Here is a 15,055-nt window from a genome sequence, read left to right as displayed (position 1 = left end):
GTGCCCGAGGACGTGCGCTGAAGAAGGAGTGTCCAGTGAACCGTCAGGTTGAGGAGTATTCGGTCGTCGTGGTCGGCGCGGGGATGGGCGGCATCTACGCCCTGCACCGCTTCGCCGAGCTGGGGCACTCCGTGCACGGCTTCGAGGGGGCGCCCGGTGTGGGCGGCGTCTGGTACCACAACGCATACCCGGGCGCCCGCGTCGACCTCGAGAGCGACAGCTACTCGTACATGTTCGACGAGGAGCTCTACACCGGCTGGGACTGGAGCGAGCGGTATGCCGCCCAGCCCGAGATCCTTCGCTACCTGAACTATGTCGCCGACCGGCTCGACGTGCGCCGCAACCTCTCGCTCAGCACCCGGGTGACGTCGGCGGAGTGGAAGCCGGAGGAGAACAGGTACCTGATCACGACCGACACCGGCCGCGCGGTGCGAGCGCGCTACCTGGTCATGGCGACGGGCAATCTGTCCCGTCCCAGGGACCCTGAGTTCGAGGGCCTGGGCGACTTCGAGGGCGAGTGGTACCAGACGTCCCACTGGCCGCAGACGCCTGTCGACTACGCGGGCAAGCGGGTTGCCGTCGTTGGCACGGGTTCCTCGGGCGTCCAGGCGGCGACCGAGATCGCGAAGACCGCCGGGCACCTCTACGTCATGCAGCGCACCCCGCACTACGTCGTCCCGGCGCACAACCGCCCGGCCGACCCGGTGAAGAAGGAGCGCCTGTCGCGGAAGGTCCTGGAGTTCCGCGACGAGAGCTACGCGACCCCGGTCGGGTATGTGCTGCCGCCACCCGCGGGCCGTGGCGTCGACTACTCGCCCGAGCAGCGCCTGCAGATCCTGGAGACCCGGTGGGCGTTCGGCGGGCAGTGCCTGCTCAGCACGTTCACCGACCAGGGAACGAACATCGAGATCAACGAGGTGGTCTCGCAGTTCGTGCGCAGCAAGGTCGCTCAGCAGGTCGACGACCCGAAGACCGTGGCGAAGCTGATGCCGACGTCGTACCCCCTCGGCACCCGCCGACTGGTCATCGACACCGGCTACTACCCGATCTTCAACCAGGACAACGTCTCGCTCGTCGACATGCGCGACGACCCGATCGAGCGCATCACGGCGACCGGCATCAAGACCCGGGAGGCCGAGTACGAGGTCGATGTCATCGTGTTCGCCCTCGGGTTCGAGGCGTTCACCGGCGCCCTGGACCAGGCCAACGTCCGCAACGAGCACGGGCAGCAGCCCAGCGACCGGTGGACGTACAAGCCGCAGACCTACCTGGGGCTCATGTCGAACGGCTTCCCCAACCTGTTCACCCTCACGGGGATCCAGAGCCCCAGCGTGCTGGCGAACTTCTTCACGCTGAACAACTATCACGTCGACCTCGTCGGCAAGATCATCGATTACGCCCAGGAGGCGAGGGCCGAGCGCGTCGAGCCGACCCTCGAGGCCGAGAAGAAGTGGGGCGACCACTGCAACGAGATCGCCGAGCCGATGCTCCGCCGGGCTGTGGACAACTACATGGTGCACGTCAACCGGTACGACGGGTCGCGCTTCTTCCTGCCGTACGCGGGCGGGTTCGACCGCTATGTCGCTGACGTCGACGAGCGCCTCGGTGAGAAGTACGACGGGCTCGAGTTCACCAGCTGACCCGGACCTGCCGGTCGGCGGACCGGTCCGCCGACCGGCACCAGAGACACCACGAGGAGGTGGCCATGAGTCTCGTCGTCGACAAGCACGTCCCCGTCACCATGCGGGACGGCACGGTCCTCGCGGCCGACGTCTACCGGCCCGAGGGGGCGGAGCCCCGCTCCACCGTGCTGATCCGCACCCCCTACAGCAAGGACGACCCCGCGCACGCCAACACCTGGATCAACGTGCTGCGCGCCGCCGAGAGCGGGTGGGCCGTCGTCGTTCAGGACGTGCGCGGCCGGTTCCGCAGCGGCGGAACCTTCGTCCCCTTCGCTCACGAGGCCGACGACGGAGCCGACACGATCGCGTGGGTCCGCGAGCAGCCGTGGTCCGACGGGCACGTCGGCATGGTCGGCGGCTCGTACGTGGGCATCACCCAGTGGCTGGCCGCCACCCGCGCGCCCGAGGGGCTCCTCGGCATCGTGCCTGGGAGCACCGCGGACGACGTCACCACCGGCTGGACGCACGAGGAGCAGAACCTGACGTTCGGGTTCCTCGCGCACTGGGTGTCCGTGCTCGCAGCCAGCAGCAAGGACCTCTCTCCCGAGGACCGCGCCCGTGCCGCCGCGCTTGTGCAGGGCGTGACGGACAGCCAATACCGCACATTCGACGACCTCATCAAGGCCGCAGGCGACCTCGCCCCCTACTTGCCGGACTGGCGAGACCGGAGCGGGGAGATCGTGGACCCCGAGGCGGCCGGGCGCGTCCGAGTGCCCGCGCTCGTGATCGCCGGGTGGTTCGACATCTTCGGCCCGGGATCCATCGCCAGTTACACCCGCCGCGACGCCGCCGGCACCCGGCAGCCGCACGACCGGCTGCTCGCCGGTCCCTGGGCGCACGGGGTGATGGGCGGCTGGTTCCCCGGGCGCACCTACGGCCCGGCGGCGTCATTCGACGCGCTCGACCCGACCGGGCTTCAGCTCGGCTGGTTCGAGACGCTGCGCGACGGCGGCCCGGCGCCCGCCGACCCCGTCACCGTGTTCGTCATGGGTGCCGATGAGTGGCGGTCCTTCTCGACCTGGCCTCCGCAGGAGGCCCGCCCAGTCGAGGTCCCGCTGCGCGTGGACGGCTCCCCGCACGCTCTCGCGTCGACCGAGCCCGTACCGACGATCGGCGGGCGCACGTTCTTCCCCGGGTACAAGGTCGCCGCGAACGCCGGCCCCCGTCCCCAGGGATCCCTGGGGAAGCGCGACGACGTCGTCGCGCTCGTCTCCGACCCGCTGCCTGAGGACACCGACATCCTCGGGGGCATCACCTGCACGCTCGCCGTGGCGAGCGATGCACCGACCGCGGTCGTCGTGAAGCTGTCGACGACCGACCGCGACGGCGAGGCGGTACTGCTGGCCGAGGGCTCCAGCCGCACCACCGCCAGCGCCAGGCAGAGCGAGACGATCAGCGTGGATCTCGGGCCGACCGCCGTGCGGCTCGACCGGGGAAAGCGCCTGTCGCTGACCGTCGCCGCGTCGGACTTCCCGCGTCTCGAGGACGGGCCCCGCGCGGGCTTCACCGTGCTCGAACAGGCCCCGGCGCTCCACCTCGACGTCGTCCGGACCTCCATCCCGGAGCAGTACCCCACCATTAAGGAGAAGGCACCATGGCTGTGACTCGCTTCGCCGACTACAAGGACAAGTACAAGCACCTCAAGCTGGAGCGTGACGAGGACGGCATCCTCCTCGTCACGATCCACACCGACGGCGCCGAGGTCTACTGGGGCGTGGACGTTCACGACAACCTGTCCTCGGTCTGGAGCGACATCGGCAAGGACCCGGAGAACAAGGTCGTCATCCTCACCGGCGCGGGCGAGACCTTCATCGACCGGGAGGTCCCGATCCCGGACAAGGGCTGGATCACCCCGGAGATCTGGATCAAGCTCCATGCCGACGCGAAGCGTCTCGTGCTCGACCACCTCGAGATCGAGGTGCCCATGATCGCGGCGATCAACGGCCCCGCGCGCGTCCACAGCGAGCAGGCGCTGCTGTGTGACATCTCGATCGCGTCGGAGGACACCGTGTTCGGCGACCACCCGCACTTCTCGGTGGGCGTCGTCCCCGGTGACGGCATGCAGGTCATCTGGCCGGCCGTGATCGGCCTCAACCGCGCCCGCTACATGCTTCTCACCGGCGTGGAGATCGACGCGCAGAAGGCCCTCGAGTGGGGTGCTGTCAACGAGGTCGTCCCCAAGGACCAGGTGGTGTCGCGCGCCTACGAACTGGCCCGCCAGATCGCCAAGCAGCCCCAGCTGACGCTGCGCACCACGCGCATGCTCATGCTCACCGAGCTCAAGAAGGCCATGCTCCATGGTGTCAGCCACGGCATGATGACCGAGGGCCTCGTCGCCATCGGCACGGGCTGGCAGCCCACGAAGGTGGAGGAGTCAGCCTGAGCCGCCCCTGCCAGGACACGCCGGTGTCCTCCCGCTGTCCCCGAAGGTGCCGATGGCCTTCCCGATGCAGCCCCGTTCCCGTCCGGCGTGTATACGTCGCGCGGAGAGGTGCTCGTGCGAGCCCGACCCGCGACCGCACCCGGAGAGCGCTCTCGCCACCTGGCTGCCCGGCCCGGGGCCAGACGTGGCTCCGGGCCGCCCCGAAAGCACACATGCAAGGAGGCATCGAAGATGGCCGACACACCATCGACGAGCGCCACAGGCCCCCTCACGGGCACCGAGCGGGAGCAACTGCGCACCCTGCTCGCCAAGCAGGAGCTCTCGGAGAACATGGCGCGCTACTGCCGCGGCATGGACCGCAAGGAGCTCGATCTCATGAAGTCGACCTACTGGCCCGAGTCGACCGAGAACCACGGCATGTTCGTGGGCGCCTCACACGACTTCTGCGACTGGACGATGGAGCTCCAGGAGCAGCTCGGCCACCGGTCAAGCCACTACGTGACGAACATGCTGGTCGACCTGGCCGGCGACCGCGCACGCCGGGAGACGGCCTTCATTTACCTGCGGGTGCGCCCGGACGGCGGCCCCTCGGACGTGCTCTGCGGGCGCTACCGGGACCTCTGCGAGCACCGCCAGGGCGTATGGAAGGTGCTGTCGCGCACCTGCGTGTGGGACTGGGCGCAGCGCCTGGGACCGGAGGCGGACTACACCGAGCTGTTCAAGATCCCGTCCACCTCGGTCTTCGGTGGCCTGTACCCGGACGACCCGATCTACGACGCCGACTGGTGAACCCATCCAACGACTCAACTCACACAATGTGACGGCGATTTCGCGTTAGGACACTTCTATGACCCGCATCGATGTTGCGGTGGTCGGCGCCGGGCCCGTCGGGCTGAGCGCGACGATCGACCTGGCCCGCCGGGGCATCAGCGTCATGGTGATCGACAAGCATGCCGAGCCCGCGCTCCATCCGAAGTCCCGCGCCGTGAACGTCCGCACCATGGAGATCTTCCGCTCGTGGGGCATCGAGGAGCGGGTGCGCGCCGCCGGGCTCGCAACACCTCCCATCCGTTATCTCGGCAAGGACGTTGTCTCCCCCTGGAGCGACGTCGTCGAGTCCTCAGTGATCGCCGGCGGTGGCGACAACGATCTCTCCCCGCTCCCTCTCGAGGTGTTCTTGTGCTCGCAGGACCTCCTGGAGCCGGTACTGCGCGAGGCCGCGCTGCGGCCTCCCGTCGACGTCCGCCTGTCGACGGAGGTCCTCTCGGCGACCGAGATCGAGGACGGTGTGCGGCTCGAGCTGCGCTCCCGACCAGACGGCAGCACCGAGACGGTCGAGGCGGCCTACGTGATCGGCGCCGACGGTGCGCAGAGCGGCATCCGCGAGCAGCTCGGCATCGAGCGCGACGGCGAGCCCTCGCTGCAGCAGTCGGTGAGCGTGCTCTTCCGCTCGGACCTCATCACGTCGCGCACGGACAGCGAGTCCGCCTTCATCTACATCGACAACCCCGACACCGTCGGCACCGTGGTGTTCGCACCGGTCGACACCGAGGGACGTGTGGCGATGCTGGGCCGGCCTCCGGTCCTCGACCGCCTGCCGGTCCATCAAGTCGACTGGCAGGAGCAGATCCGCCTGGCCGCCGGGGACCCTGACCTGGACGTCGAGATCATCGACTACCGCACATGGGAGGTCGGCGCCTGGGTGGCGAACGACTACCAGAAGGGCCGGATCTTCCTCGCGGGCGACGCGACGCACGTCATGCCTCCTTACGGCGGGTTCAACCAGAACGTCGGCATCCAGGACGTCCACAACCTCACCTGGAAGCTCGCCGCCGTCCTGCGGGGCTGGGCCACCCCCACGCTGCTTGAGACCTACGGCCCGGAGCGGCGCCCAGTCGCGCTGTTCGACCGCGAGGAGGCGGTCCTGAACTTCCGGTCGCACGTGGGGGCCGAGCACAACGGCCCGCGCACGTTCCGCACCGAGAACTTCCACCACCTTGGCCTGGACATCGGCTACCGCTACGACCAAGGCGCGGTCGTCCTGGAGTCCGACCAGCCCCGCGGCCCGTGGCCGGTCAGCACTTACACCCCGAGCGCCGCCCCCGGCGAGCGGACCCCGCACGTGTGGCTCGACGAGGCGCGCACCACCTCGACGCTCGACGTGCTCGGGTCCGGGGTGACGGTCTTCGCGGCCATCGGGGCGCGCGCCGCGGACGAGGCGGTCCGTGCGGCCGCCGACCACGGCGTGCCCGCCACGTCCGTGGACCTGCACCCGGGGGCGCTGGCCACCTACGGGATCAATGCCGACGGCGCCGTACTCGTGCGCCCGGACGGCCACGTCCTGGCCCGCGTCACCGACGACGCCCCTGCCACAGTCGCGAAGGCGCTGGCCGCGATCACCGGTACGCCGGTGGTCCAGCCCGCGTGAGAGAGGAGAACAGACATGCTCTTCCTGGTGGACATCCAAGTCCGCAAGCCCGAGACGCTCGACGCCGAAGCGTGGGAGGCACTGACGCAGGCCGAGAGCAACTACGGGATGGAGGCCCGGCGCGCCGGCAAGCAGCTGCACGTCTGGCGCAAGGCCGGGGCATACGCCACGCTCGCGGTCTGGGACGTCGAGGACAACGACGAGCTGCACACGCTGATCAGCGGCCTGCCGCTCTTCCAGTACCTCGACATCACGGTGACGCCGCTGGTCGTCCACCCGTCCACCGTCCGATGGGAGCAGATCCAGGCGGGCGGCAAGTGATGGGCGCGCCCACCCGCGGTCTCCTGGACGCGCTGCACTCGCCCCTGGACGTCCGGTCGCTCCATCTGCGCAACCGGTTCGCGCTCGCCCCGATGACCCGCGAAATGTCACCGGGCGGGATCCCCGTGGCCGAGAACGCCGAGCACTACCGGGCCCGTGCCGCGGGCGGAGTGGCGCTGATCATCACCGAGGGCACCTACGTCGGCGGGGAGGCGTCGGGGCACAAGGTGACAGTGCCGCACCTCACCGAACCCGCGGCCGACGGCTGGCGGCAGGTCGTCGACGCCGTGCACGCCGAGGGCTCCGCGATCGTCCCGCAGCTGTGGCACGTGGGGGCGCTGCGTGGCACCGCCTCCCCTCTCAACCCGGGGGTGCCACCGCAGTCGCCGTCCGGCCTCGACCTCGACGGGAGACCGCTCGGCGAGCCCCTGAGGACCGCCGAAATCGACGCGGTCGTCGCGAGCTTCGCCGAGGCGGCCGCGCTCGCCCGCAGGATCGGATTCGACGGCGTCGAGCTGCACGGTGCGCACGGCTACCTGCTCGACGAGTTCCTCTGGCACCGCACGAACCAGCGCGAGGACCGCTACGGCAACCGCACCGTCCTGCCGACGGAGGTCGTGAAGGCCGTGCGGGGTGCCGTGGGCGACGACCTCGCGATCGTCTTCCGCTTCTCGCAGTGGAAGGCCGACCACTACACGGAACGCATCGCCGAGACTCCGCGCGATCTCGAGAGCCTCCTCGTACCGCTGGTCGATGCCGGGGTGGACGTCCTCCACGCCTCCACCCGGCGCCACTGGCTGCCCGAGTTCCCCGAGGATGACCCGACGCTCAGCCTGGCCGGGTGGGCGAAGCGCCTCACCGAAGCGCACGTCATCACCGTCGGGTCCGTCGGGGTCGACACCGAGTTCCGCGGCGCCGGGGCCGCTGCCGAGAAGGTGCCCGTCGTGATCCGCGAGTCGCTCGAGGAACGCCTGGAGCTGCTCGCCGAGCAGTTCGACGCCGGTGAGTTCGACGTGGTCGCCCTCGGCCGTGCCCTGATCGCCGACCCCGCCTGGGTCGAGAAGGTCCGCGACGACAGGCTCGACCGGGTCGTCCCGTTCGACCGGACCCGGCACACGCTCAGCGGCGCCTGAGCCCGCCTTCCCGCCCCGCGCGGTACCAGTACGCGAAGAAAGGCACCCGATGCACCCTCGACACCACCAGAAGCTGCACTTCGGCCCTGCCCGCTCCGAGCTCCACGTCGGCGTGGACGTCGACCGGATGCGCCGCGAGCGCGCGGACCGGATGCGCGCCCTGATGCGCGAGAAGGGTGTGCCGGCGCTCCTGCTGGCCGGGGCCGACAACGTCCGCTATCTCACGGGGTTCCACTGGGGGGAGTTCCAGCTGCAGACCGGCTACGCCCTGTTCTTCGCCGAGGGCGACCCCGTCGTGTTCTCCCCCGCGGGCTCCCTGCAGCAGATGCCCGACCAGGCGCCGTGGGTGCCCGAGTGGCGTCCGGCCATCTCCTGGCTGGGCGGGGTGGCCCCTGCGTCGGCGGTCGCGGAGTTGTCCGTCGCCTTCGCCGCGCAGATCCGTGACGAGCTTGCCGGGCGGTCCCTGACCGGCGAGCAGCTTGCCGTGAGCGAGATCGACGAGGCGGGGATGCGTGCTCTGCACGCCGCAGGCATCGACACGGTCCCCGGCCTGCCGCTGCTGCTCGAGTGCGGGACCGTCAAAACGGCCGACGAGATCGCCTGCATCTCCATGGCCGCCAGCCTGGCGACCTCCGGCTACGAGACCGTCCGTGCGAACCTGCGCCCAGGCGTCCGCCAGGCGCCGCTCTCGACCGCAGCCCGGCGCGCCATCGAGGACGCGGGCGCCGAGGCCGGCGCGGCCCGTCTGCTGTCGGGCCCGCTGTCCTTCCCGCGGGGGATCAGCGGCGGTGACCGCATCGTCGAGTACGGCGACCTCGCCTACCTGTTGACCTGCGGGACGTCCTACATGGGCTACACCGCGTGCCTGTACCGCCAGTTCATTGTCGGCCGCGCGCCGACCGCAACCGAGAGTTCGTCGTACGCAAAGCTCACCGATCGCCTCGACCACGCGATCTCCCTGATGCGCCCCGGCGCGAGCACCGCGGACGTCGCGGCCGTGCTCGCCCCCGCCGAAGAGCTGGGCTTCGGGTCGGAGACCGAGTGCTTCAGCCTTGAGCTCGGACACGGGGTCGGCCTGGTCAACGCCGGTTCGCGCGCCATCCACTACAACCCGCCGGTGATCACCCGTGAGTGGTCCTTCGACCACCCGGAGGAGATCAAGGAAGGCATGGTCATCGCGATCGAGGGCATCGAAGGGCAACACCGCGTGGGCGGCGTCCGGCTCGAGGACCTCGTCGTGATCACCGCCACCGGCGCCGAGCTGCTCGACCACTACAAGCGCGACGAGATGATCCGGACCGCCGCCTGACACGGCAGGGCACCGTCTTCCATCCCGCGCCCCACACCACTTCCACGAGAACGACGCGCACGCCGGCGTGTGCTGAAGGGACGACCATGCCGAAGCATCGGCGACTGGACACGCAGACCCCGTGGGTCGAGCTGAGTACTACCCCTGCGGACTGGAAGCGTGCCGACCCCGCGCTCCTCGCGGGCATACTGGCCCAGCTGCATCTGATCCGCTCTTTCGAGGAGACCGTCCTCGAGCTCGCCGGCGAGGGGCTCGTCCACGGGCCTGCCCACTCGAGCATCGGACAGGAGGGCGGGGCGGTCGGCTCGATCATCGGCCTGCGCTCGTCGGACGCCGTCAACGGGTCCCATCGCGGGCACCACCAGTTCCTCTCGAAGGCGCTGACCCACGTGGGCGGTGTCCGCTCCGACCTCACCACCCTCGTCACGCCCGAGATCCGTGACGTCCTGCAGAAGACCCTCGCCGAGATCCTCGGTCTCGCGCAGGGGTACTGCCGTGGGCGTGGCGGGTCGATGCACCTGCAGTGGTTCGAGGCGGGGGCACTCGGCACCAACGCGATCGTGGGCGGCGGCGCCCCGATGGCCACCGGCAACGCGTGGGCGCAGAAGCATGCGGGCACCACCGATCTGACGATCAACTACTTCGGCGACGGAGCCGGCCAGATCGGCTCCGTGCTCGAGAGCATCAACCTCGCGGCCGTGTGGAAGCTGCCCACCGGGTTCTTCATCGAGAACAATCTCTACGGCGTCTCCACGCACGTCTCCGAGATCACCGCCGACACCCGCCTGTCGGTTCGCGGCCAAGGGTTCGGCGTGCCGGGCTGGCGCGTCGACGGCATGGACCCCCTCGCCGTGCACCTCGCGACGGCCGAGGCCGCCGAGCGGATGCGTGCAGGCGAGGGCCCAGCCGTCATCGAGGCCGAGGTGTACCGCTTCTTCCACCAGAACGGGCCCTATCCCGGCAGCGCCTTCGGCTACCGCACCAAGCAAGAGGAGGCGGCGTGGCGCGAGCGCGACCCGCTGCTGCGCGTCGCCACGGAGATGCAAGGCCTGGGCCTGGTGAGCCAGGCCCAGGTCGACTCGGTGCGCGATCAGGCACGGCAGGCGATGCGCGAAGTCACCGCGCAGCTGCTCGAGGCCGACCCCGATGCCGATGGCAAGCGGCGCATCCGCCCCGAGCTGTGGCCCGAGCCGGAGTTCGTCGACGTGGGTCTGCGTGGGGACACCAGCGAGCTGGACGGCGCGCGCACGCTCGACCCGGCGACCACTCCGGTCGTCGGTAGGCGCGGCAAGTTCATCGACGCCGTCTCGGCCGTGATGGGCCGCCGCATGGAGCAGGACGACCGGATCGTCGTCATGGGCGAGGACGTGCACCGCCTCGGTGGTGGCACCAACGGTGCCACCAAAGGCCTGGCCAAGCGCTTCCCCGAGCGCGTCCTCCCCACCCCGATCAGCGAGAACGCCTTCGTCGGACTCGGGGGCGGCCTTGCCCTCGACGGTCGCTTCCGCCCCGTGGTCGAGTTCATGTACCCCGACTTCATGTGGGTCGCCGCCGACCAGGTTTTCAACCAGATCGGCAAGGCCCGCCACATGTTCGGCGGCGTCAACCCCGTGCCGCTCGTGCTGCGCACCAAGGTCGCGATGGGCTCCGGGTACGGCTCCCAGCACCTCATGGACCCCGCAGGCGTCTTCGCGACCAGCCCCGGCTGGCGGATCGTCGCACCGTCGACGGCCGCCGACTACGTCGGCCTGATGAACGCCGCGCTCGCTCTGGAGGACCCGGTGCTCGTGATCGAACACGTCGACCTGTACGCCCGGGCCGACGAGGTCCCCGAAGACCTTGACTACCAGCTGCCGTTCGGGAAGGCCGCGCTGCGGCACGAGGGCTCCGACGTCACGATCATCAGCTACCTGTCGATGGTCCACCACGTCCTGGAGGCAGTCGAGAAGACCGGTCTCGACGCCGACGTTGTCGACCTGCGCTGGCTCGACCGCGCCTCAGTCGACTGGGAGACCATCGAGACGTCGGTGCGGAAGACCAACGCCGTGCTGATCGTCGAGCAAGGTGCCAAGGGCACCTCGTACGGCGGGTGGCTCGCCGACGAACTCCACCGCCGCCTGTTCGACTGGCTCGACCAGCCCGTCCAGCGGGTCGCCGGCTCGGAGGCCAGTCCCAGCATCTCCAAGGTGCTCGAGCGCGCCGCCATCGCCCGCACCGAAGAGGTCGTCGTGGGAATCGGGCAGGTCCGCGCCGGAATGGGGGGTGTCTGATGGCCACTATCGTGCGCATGCCCGAGGTGCTCGCCGACACCACCGAGGCCGCGATCACCACCTGGCTGGTCGCACTCGGCCAGGAGGTCACCGTCGGCACCGCCCTCGCCGAGATCGAGACCGACAAAGCGGTCGTGGAGTACGCCTCCGAGGTCGAGGGCACTGTACTGCGCCTGTTCGCCGACGAGGGCGCCACGGTCGCGGTCGGAGACCCGATCGTCGCGGTCGGCGCGCCGGGCGAGGCCGTGGAGGGGATGTCCGGCGGGGCGACACCGGCCGCCTCCTCCCCCGCGGCCACTGCGTCTGCGTCTGCGTCTTCGAGCGCCGTGCCCCAGTCCCGCTCCGTCGCCCGTGGGCCGGCCGAGCCCTCTGGCCGACGCTTCACCAGCCCGCTCGTGCGCAGGTTGGCGAAGGAGCACGGCATCGACCTCGCCACGATCACGGGGACAGGACCGAACGGCCGGATCGTGCGTCGTGACATCGAGGGCGCGGTCCGCGAGGGACGTGATGTTCCCATGCCGCCGACGGCGTCCGGCGCCGAGCCTGGAGCGCCTGCGGCGCCGACCCCTGGCGCCTCCGCCGCGCACGGCGTGGAGGAGGTCCCGCTGACCCCCATGCGGCGCGCGATTGCGCGCCGTCTCACCGAGAGCAAGACCTCGGTGCCGCACTTCTACCTCGTCGCGGACGCACGGGTCGACGAACTGCTTGCCCTGCGCAAGCAGGTCAACGCGGTCGCGGACGTCAAGGTGTCGGTCAACGACCTCGTACTCAAGGCCGTCGCGGGAGTCCTGCGTGCGATCCCGGAGGCGAACGCCACCTGGGGCGAGACCGTCCTGTACCGCCACCTCACGGTCGACGTCGCAGTGGCCGTCGCGATCGAGGGCGGGCTCGTCACCCCCGTCGTGCGCAACGCGGACCGGTTGGCCGTCAGCGAGATAGCGCTTACCGTACGGGACCTCGCCGAGCGCGCCCGGGCCGGGCGCATCAGGCAGCACGAACTCGAGGGCGGCGCCTTCTCCGTGTCGAACCTCGGCATGTACGGAAGCCAGGAGTTCTCCGCGATCATCAACCCGCCGCAGGCGGGGATCCTGGCGGTCGGCGCGGTCCGACAAGTGCCCGTCGTGGACGACGGAGAGCTGGCCGTGGGCGCGGTGATGACGGTGACGCTCTCCGCCGACCACCGCGTGATCGACGGCGCGCTCGCCGCACGGTGGCTCACGGCGTTCGTCGAGCGGATCGAAAACCCGATGTTGCTGCTGGTCTGACACGGGTTCGGTCGCATGCGGAAGGTGAGAGCGATGCGCAGAAGAGGACGCAGAGAGGCCCGGACGTGACTGAGCTCGAAAACATCACGGCGGCCAAGGCCCGGTCGAGGTCACGACCGCGGCCACAAGGTCGAGTAACCCCGCTGCAACCGGGCCTGCACCGACACGGTGGTGACCGATGTCCACCGCCCGCACCGGCCCGAGCGGCCTGCCGCTCAGACCAGTCCAGCTCAGACCAGTCCAGCTCAGACCAGTCCAGCTCAGACCAGTCCAGCTCAGACAAGGGAGTTTGAACCATGCCCAGCACGGGAGTCCTCCAGGGCAAGCACGTCCTCATAACCGGCGCAGGCCGCGGTCTCGGCGAGGCGTACGCGCGCGCGGCCGTCACCGAGGGGGCGCGCGTCGTCATCTCGGACATCAACGCGGAGCCTGTCGCGGCAGTCGCCGCGTCGATCAACGAGGCGGGCGGAGAGGCGCTCGCGGTCGTCTCCGACGTCACCGACTGGGACAGCTGCGAGAAGCTCGTCGCGGCAGCCGTGGAACGCTTTGGCAAGCTCGACGGCCTGGTGAACAACGCCGGTTACCTGAACCCCGCGGTCGCGGGCACCGAAACCGAGGCCGACATCCGCCGACACATCGACATCGGCGTTTACGGGACCTACTTCATGTCGGTTCATGGGCTCGCCGCGATGCAGGGCAGTGGGTCCATCGTCAACGTAACCTCGGGCGCGCAGGTCGGTCTGCGGATGATGAGCGCGTACGCGGCGGCCAAGGGTGCGGTCGCCTCGCTCACGTACGCCTGGGCCAACGAGTTCGGCGCCCAGGGCGGGGACATCCGGGTCAATGCCATGGCCCCGCATGCCTCCACCCCCATGATGGACACTGGAACGGCCGCTTACACGAAGTACTTCGGCGGGCAGGCGGTCGCGCCGCCGCCCGCGACGAACGCGCCCGTCGTTCTCTACCTGCTGTCCGATCTGAGCAAGGGCGTCAACGGTCAGGTCGTACGCCTCGCAAACGGGCGCGAGCTGCACCTGATGACCCACCCCCAGGTCCTGGACCGGCCGCTGACGCGCGACTCGTGGACTGTGCAGGACGTCGAGCGGGCCTTCGACGAGATGTTCCGCGACCGCCTGCAGCCGTACGGCACCCTGACCAACACCGACGCGCGGCTGATCGAGCCCGGCGTCGTCGTGTTCGACCCTGCAACCGCGTGATCGGACCACGAAGCGCGCTGTGCCCACCGCTGACACCGGTGCCGTCCCTCGCTCGCGCACGCACCAATCACGCCCATTAGCGGTCGGCGGGGGCGGGGGTTCAGGGTGGTAAGCACCCCCGGCCACCCCTGAGTACAGCAGAACACCACACGACATATCCGGTGCGGCACGGGCGATGTGCCGGCCGTGCGTGTCTCCCGCAGCAAAGGAGAAGTAAGACCGATGAAGTCATGGCGATTCCACGGAACCGGCCAGCCGCTGACTCTGGAAGAGGTACCGGACCCGCACGCGGGGCCGGGCGAGGTCGTCGTCGTCGTCAAGGCCGCCGGCCTGTGCCACTCCGATGTCGGCGCGCTCGACGACCCGCAGTGGCACTTCGCTGGCCCGCATCGCCGAGGCTGCCGGGGTGTCGAGGGCGACTCTGTTCAAGCAGTTCACCACCAAGGCGGCCCTGTTTGAGGCGATAGTCACCGAATACTGGAAGGTCGACAGCGAGGAGGGACCCCTCCCCGAGCCAGGGAACCTCCGCGAAGGGCTTGAAACCATCGGACGCCGATACTCGGCCCTTCTCACCCAGCCAGGCATGGCCGCCCTCTTCCGCATCGTCATCGCCGAGGTACCGCGCTTCCCGGAGCTCGGCGAGACGCAGTTCAAGCTCGGCAAGATACCCTACTTCGAAACGGTCCGCCGCTACCTCGAAGCGGAGAACGCCGCTGGTGCGGCCCGGCTTGACGATGCGGAGATGGCGGCGACCCAATTCCTCGGGATGATCTCCAACTACGTGTTCTGGCCGCGGATGCTGCTCGCACGCTGGGAGCCCAAGGACTCTGCCATCACCAACGCGGTCGACCAAGCGGTGCTGACCATGCTCGCCCGATACGGCGCGCCGGGGACTCATGGCGTCTGAGACACCAGGTGCCCCACCACTCTGCGTAACCACCCGACACCTCCCGCCCAGGCAGGGCGACACCCCATCGAGTACACAGTCGCTCACACACAGCGCCAGAGCTCCTTGGAACTGCCGCCTTCGCGATGGAGGCATGCCCG

The 15,055-nt window shown here is 69.7% G+C and carries 12 protein-coding genes and 1 pseudogene; 12 read left to right on the top strand and 1 reads right to left on the bottom strand.

Features of this window, described 5'->3' with window-relative positions:
- Window positions 1-35: 35 nt before the first annotated feature.
- The 11 genes from ACMTAK_RS41230 (at window position 36) to ACMTAK_RS41180 (ending at window position 14,008) form a co-directional block, all read left to right on the top strand.
- Entirely contained in the window at window positions 36-1,640 is a 1,605-nt protein-coding gene (locus tag ACMTAK_RS41230; protein ID WP_413810864.1) for a flavin-containing monooxygenase, read from the top strand.
- Between the two features lie 65 nt (window positions 1,641-1,705).
- The gene (locus ACMTAK_RS41225) at window positions 1,706-3,286 is read left to right on the top strand and encodes a CocE/NonD family hydrolase (protein WP_413810863.1); all 1,581 of its coding nucleotides are present in this window, start codon (window positions 1,706-1,708) and stop codon (window positions 3,284-3,286) included.
- Window positions 3,277-4,065 carry an enoyl-CoA hydratase/isomerase family protein gene (locus tag ACMTAK_RS41220; protein WP_413810862.1) on the top strand — a complete coding sequence of 263 codons (789 nt, stop codon included), beginning with the start codon at window positions 3,277-3,279 and terminating at the stop codon, window positions 4,063-4,065. Before ACMTAK_RS41225 ends, ACMTAK_RS41220 begins: the two co-directional genes overlap by 10 nt.
- A gap of 231 nt (window positions 4,066-4,296) precedes the next feature.
- Complete coding sequence (locus tag ACMTAK_RS41215; protein WP_413810861.1) at window positions 4,297-4,854, top strand: nuclear transport factor 2 family protein; 558 nt, start codon at window positions 4,297-4,299, stop codon at window positions 4,852-4,854.
- A gap of 58 nt (window positions 4,855-4,912) precedes the next feature.
- Window positions 4,913-6,493: an FAD-dependent oxidoreductase gene (locus ACMTAK_RS41210; protein WP_413810860.1), complete on the top strand. Its 1,581-nt coding sequence runs from the start codon at window positions 4,913-4,915 to the stop codon at window positions 6,491-6,493.
- Window positions 6,494-6,508: 15 nt separating this feature from the next.
- Window positions 6,509-6,814: a muconolactone Delta-isomerase family protein gene (locus ACMTAK_RS41205; RefSeq protein WP_413810859.1), complete on the top strand. Its 306-nt coding sequence runs from the start codon at window positions 6,509-6,511 to the stop codon at window positions 6,812-6,814.
- Window positions 6,814-7,947 carry an oxidoreductase gene (locus ACMTAK_RS41200; RefSeq protein WP_413810858.1) on the top strand — a complete coding sequence of 378 codons (1,134 nt, stop codon included), beginning with the start codon at window positions 6,814-6,816 and terminating at the stop codon, window positions 7,945-7,947. The genes ACMTAK_RS41205 and ACMTAK_RS41200 overlap by 1 nt, the downstream gene beginning before the upstream one ends.
- A 49-nt stretch (window positions 7,948-7,996) precedes the next feature.
- Window positions 7,997-9,256, top strand: coding sequence for a M24 family metallopeptidase (locus ACMTAK_RS41195; RefSeq protein WP_413810857.1), 1,260 nt, complete (start codon window positions 7,997-7,999; stop codon window positions 9,254-9,256).
- A gap of 86 nt (window positions 9,257-9,342) precedes the next feature.
- Window positions 9,343-11,526, top strand: a complete 2,184-nt coding sequence (locus ACMTAK_RS41190) for an alpha-ketoacid dehydrogenase subunit alpha/beta (protein WP_413810856.1) — start codon at window positions 9,343-9,345, stop codon at window positions 11,524-11,526.
- Window positions 11,526-12,791 carry a dihydrolipoamide acetyltransferase family protein gene (locus ACMTAK_RS41185; protein WP_413810855.1) on the top strand — a complete coding sequence of 422 codons (1,266 nt, stop codon included), beginning with the start codon at window positions 11,526-11,528 and terminating at the stop codon, window positions 12,789-12,791. The genes ACMTAK_RS41190 and ACMTAK_RS41185 overlap by 1 nt, the downstream gene beginning before the upstream one ends.
- A gap of 296 nt (window positions 12,792-13,087) precedes the next feature.
- Window positions 13,088-14,008 carry an SDR family NAD(P)-dependent oxidoreductase gene (locus ACMTAK_RS41180; RefSeq protein WP_413810854.1) on the top strand — a complete coding sequence of 307 codons (921 nt, stop codon included), beginning with the start codon at window positions 13,088-13,090 and terminating at the stop codon, window positions 14,006-14,008.
- Between the two features lie 228 nt (window positions 14,009-14,236).
- On the opposite strand, the gene ACMTAK_RS41175 is transcribed toward ACMTAK_RS41180, so the two are convergent.
- A complete protein-coding gene (locus tag ACMTAK_RS41175; protein WP_413813288.1) occupies window positions 14,237-14,437 on the bottom strand; it encodes a hypothetical protein in 201 nt (66 codons plus the stop codon).
- On the opposite strand from ACMTAK_RS41175, the pseudogene ACMTAK_RS41170 reads away from it, so the two are divergent.
- Window positions 14,379-14,915: pseudogene (locus ACMTAK_RS41170) on the top strand (TetR/AcrR family transcriptional regulator); the annotation flags it as partial. The gene ACMTAK_RS41175 and the pseudogene ACMTAK_RS41170 overlap by 59 nt on opposite strands.
- Window positions 14,916-15,055 lie beyond the last annotated feature (140 nt).

This window comes from Streptomyces lacaronensis (genome assembly GCF_047337785.1).
Lineage (GTDB): Bacteria > Actinomycetota > Actinomycetes > Streptomycetales > Streptomycetaceae > Streptomyces > Streptomyces lycopersici.
Note: the sequence above shows the minus strand (reverse complement) of the source record. Positions and strands in the feature narration are given on the sequence as shown.

Bases quoted from the DNA above. Each gene is read 5' to 3' on its own strand.
- ACMTAK_RS41200 (WP_413810858.1), top strand. From the start codon at position 6,814: ATGGGCGCGCCCACCCGCGGTCTCCTGGACGCGCTGCACTCGCCCCTG.
- ACMTAK_RS41215 (WP_413810861.1), top strand. From the start codon at position 4,297: ATGGCCGACACACCATCGACGAGCGCCACAGGCCCCCTCACGGGCACC.
- ACMTAK_RS41210 (WP_413810860.1), top strand. From the start codon at position 4,913: ATGACCCGCATCGATGTTGCGGTGGTCGGCGCCGGGCCCGTCGGGCTG.
- ACMTAK_RS41220 (WP_413810862.1), top strand. From the start codon at position 3,277: ATGGCTGTGACTCGCTTCGCCGACTACAAGGACAAGTACAAGCACCTC.
- ACMTAK_RS41190 (WP_413810856.1), top strand. From the start codon at position 9,343: ATGCCGAAGCATCGGCGACTGGACACGCAGACCCCGTGGGTCGAGCTG.
- ACMTAK_RS41195 (WP_413810857.1), top strand. From the start codon at position 7,997: ATGCACCCTCGACACCACCAGAAGCTGCACTTCGGCCCTGCCCGCTCC.
- ACMTAK_RS41205 (WP_413810859.1), top strand. From the start codon at position 6,509: ATGCTCTTCCTGGTGGACATCCAAGTCCGCAAGCCCGAGACGCTCGAC.
- ACMTAK_RS41180 (WP_413810854.1), top strand. From the start codon at position 13,088: ATGCCCAGCACGGGAGTCCTCCAGGGCAAGCACGTCCTCATAACCGGC.
- ACMTAK_RS41225 (WP_413810863.1), top strand. From the start codon at position 1,706: ATGAGTCTCGTCGTCGACAAGCACGTCCCCGTCACCATGCGGGACGGC.
- ACMTAK_RS41185 (WP_413810855.1), top strand. From the start codon at position 11,526: ATGGCCACTATCGTGCGCATGCCCGAGGTGCTCGCCGACACCACCGAG.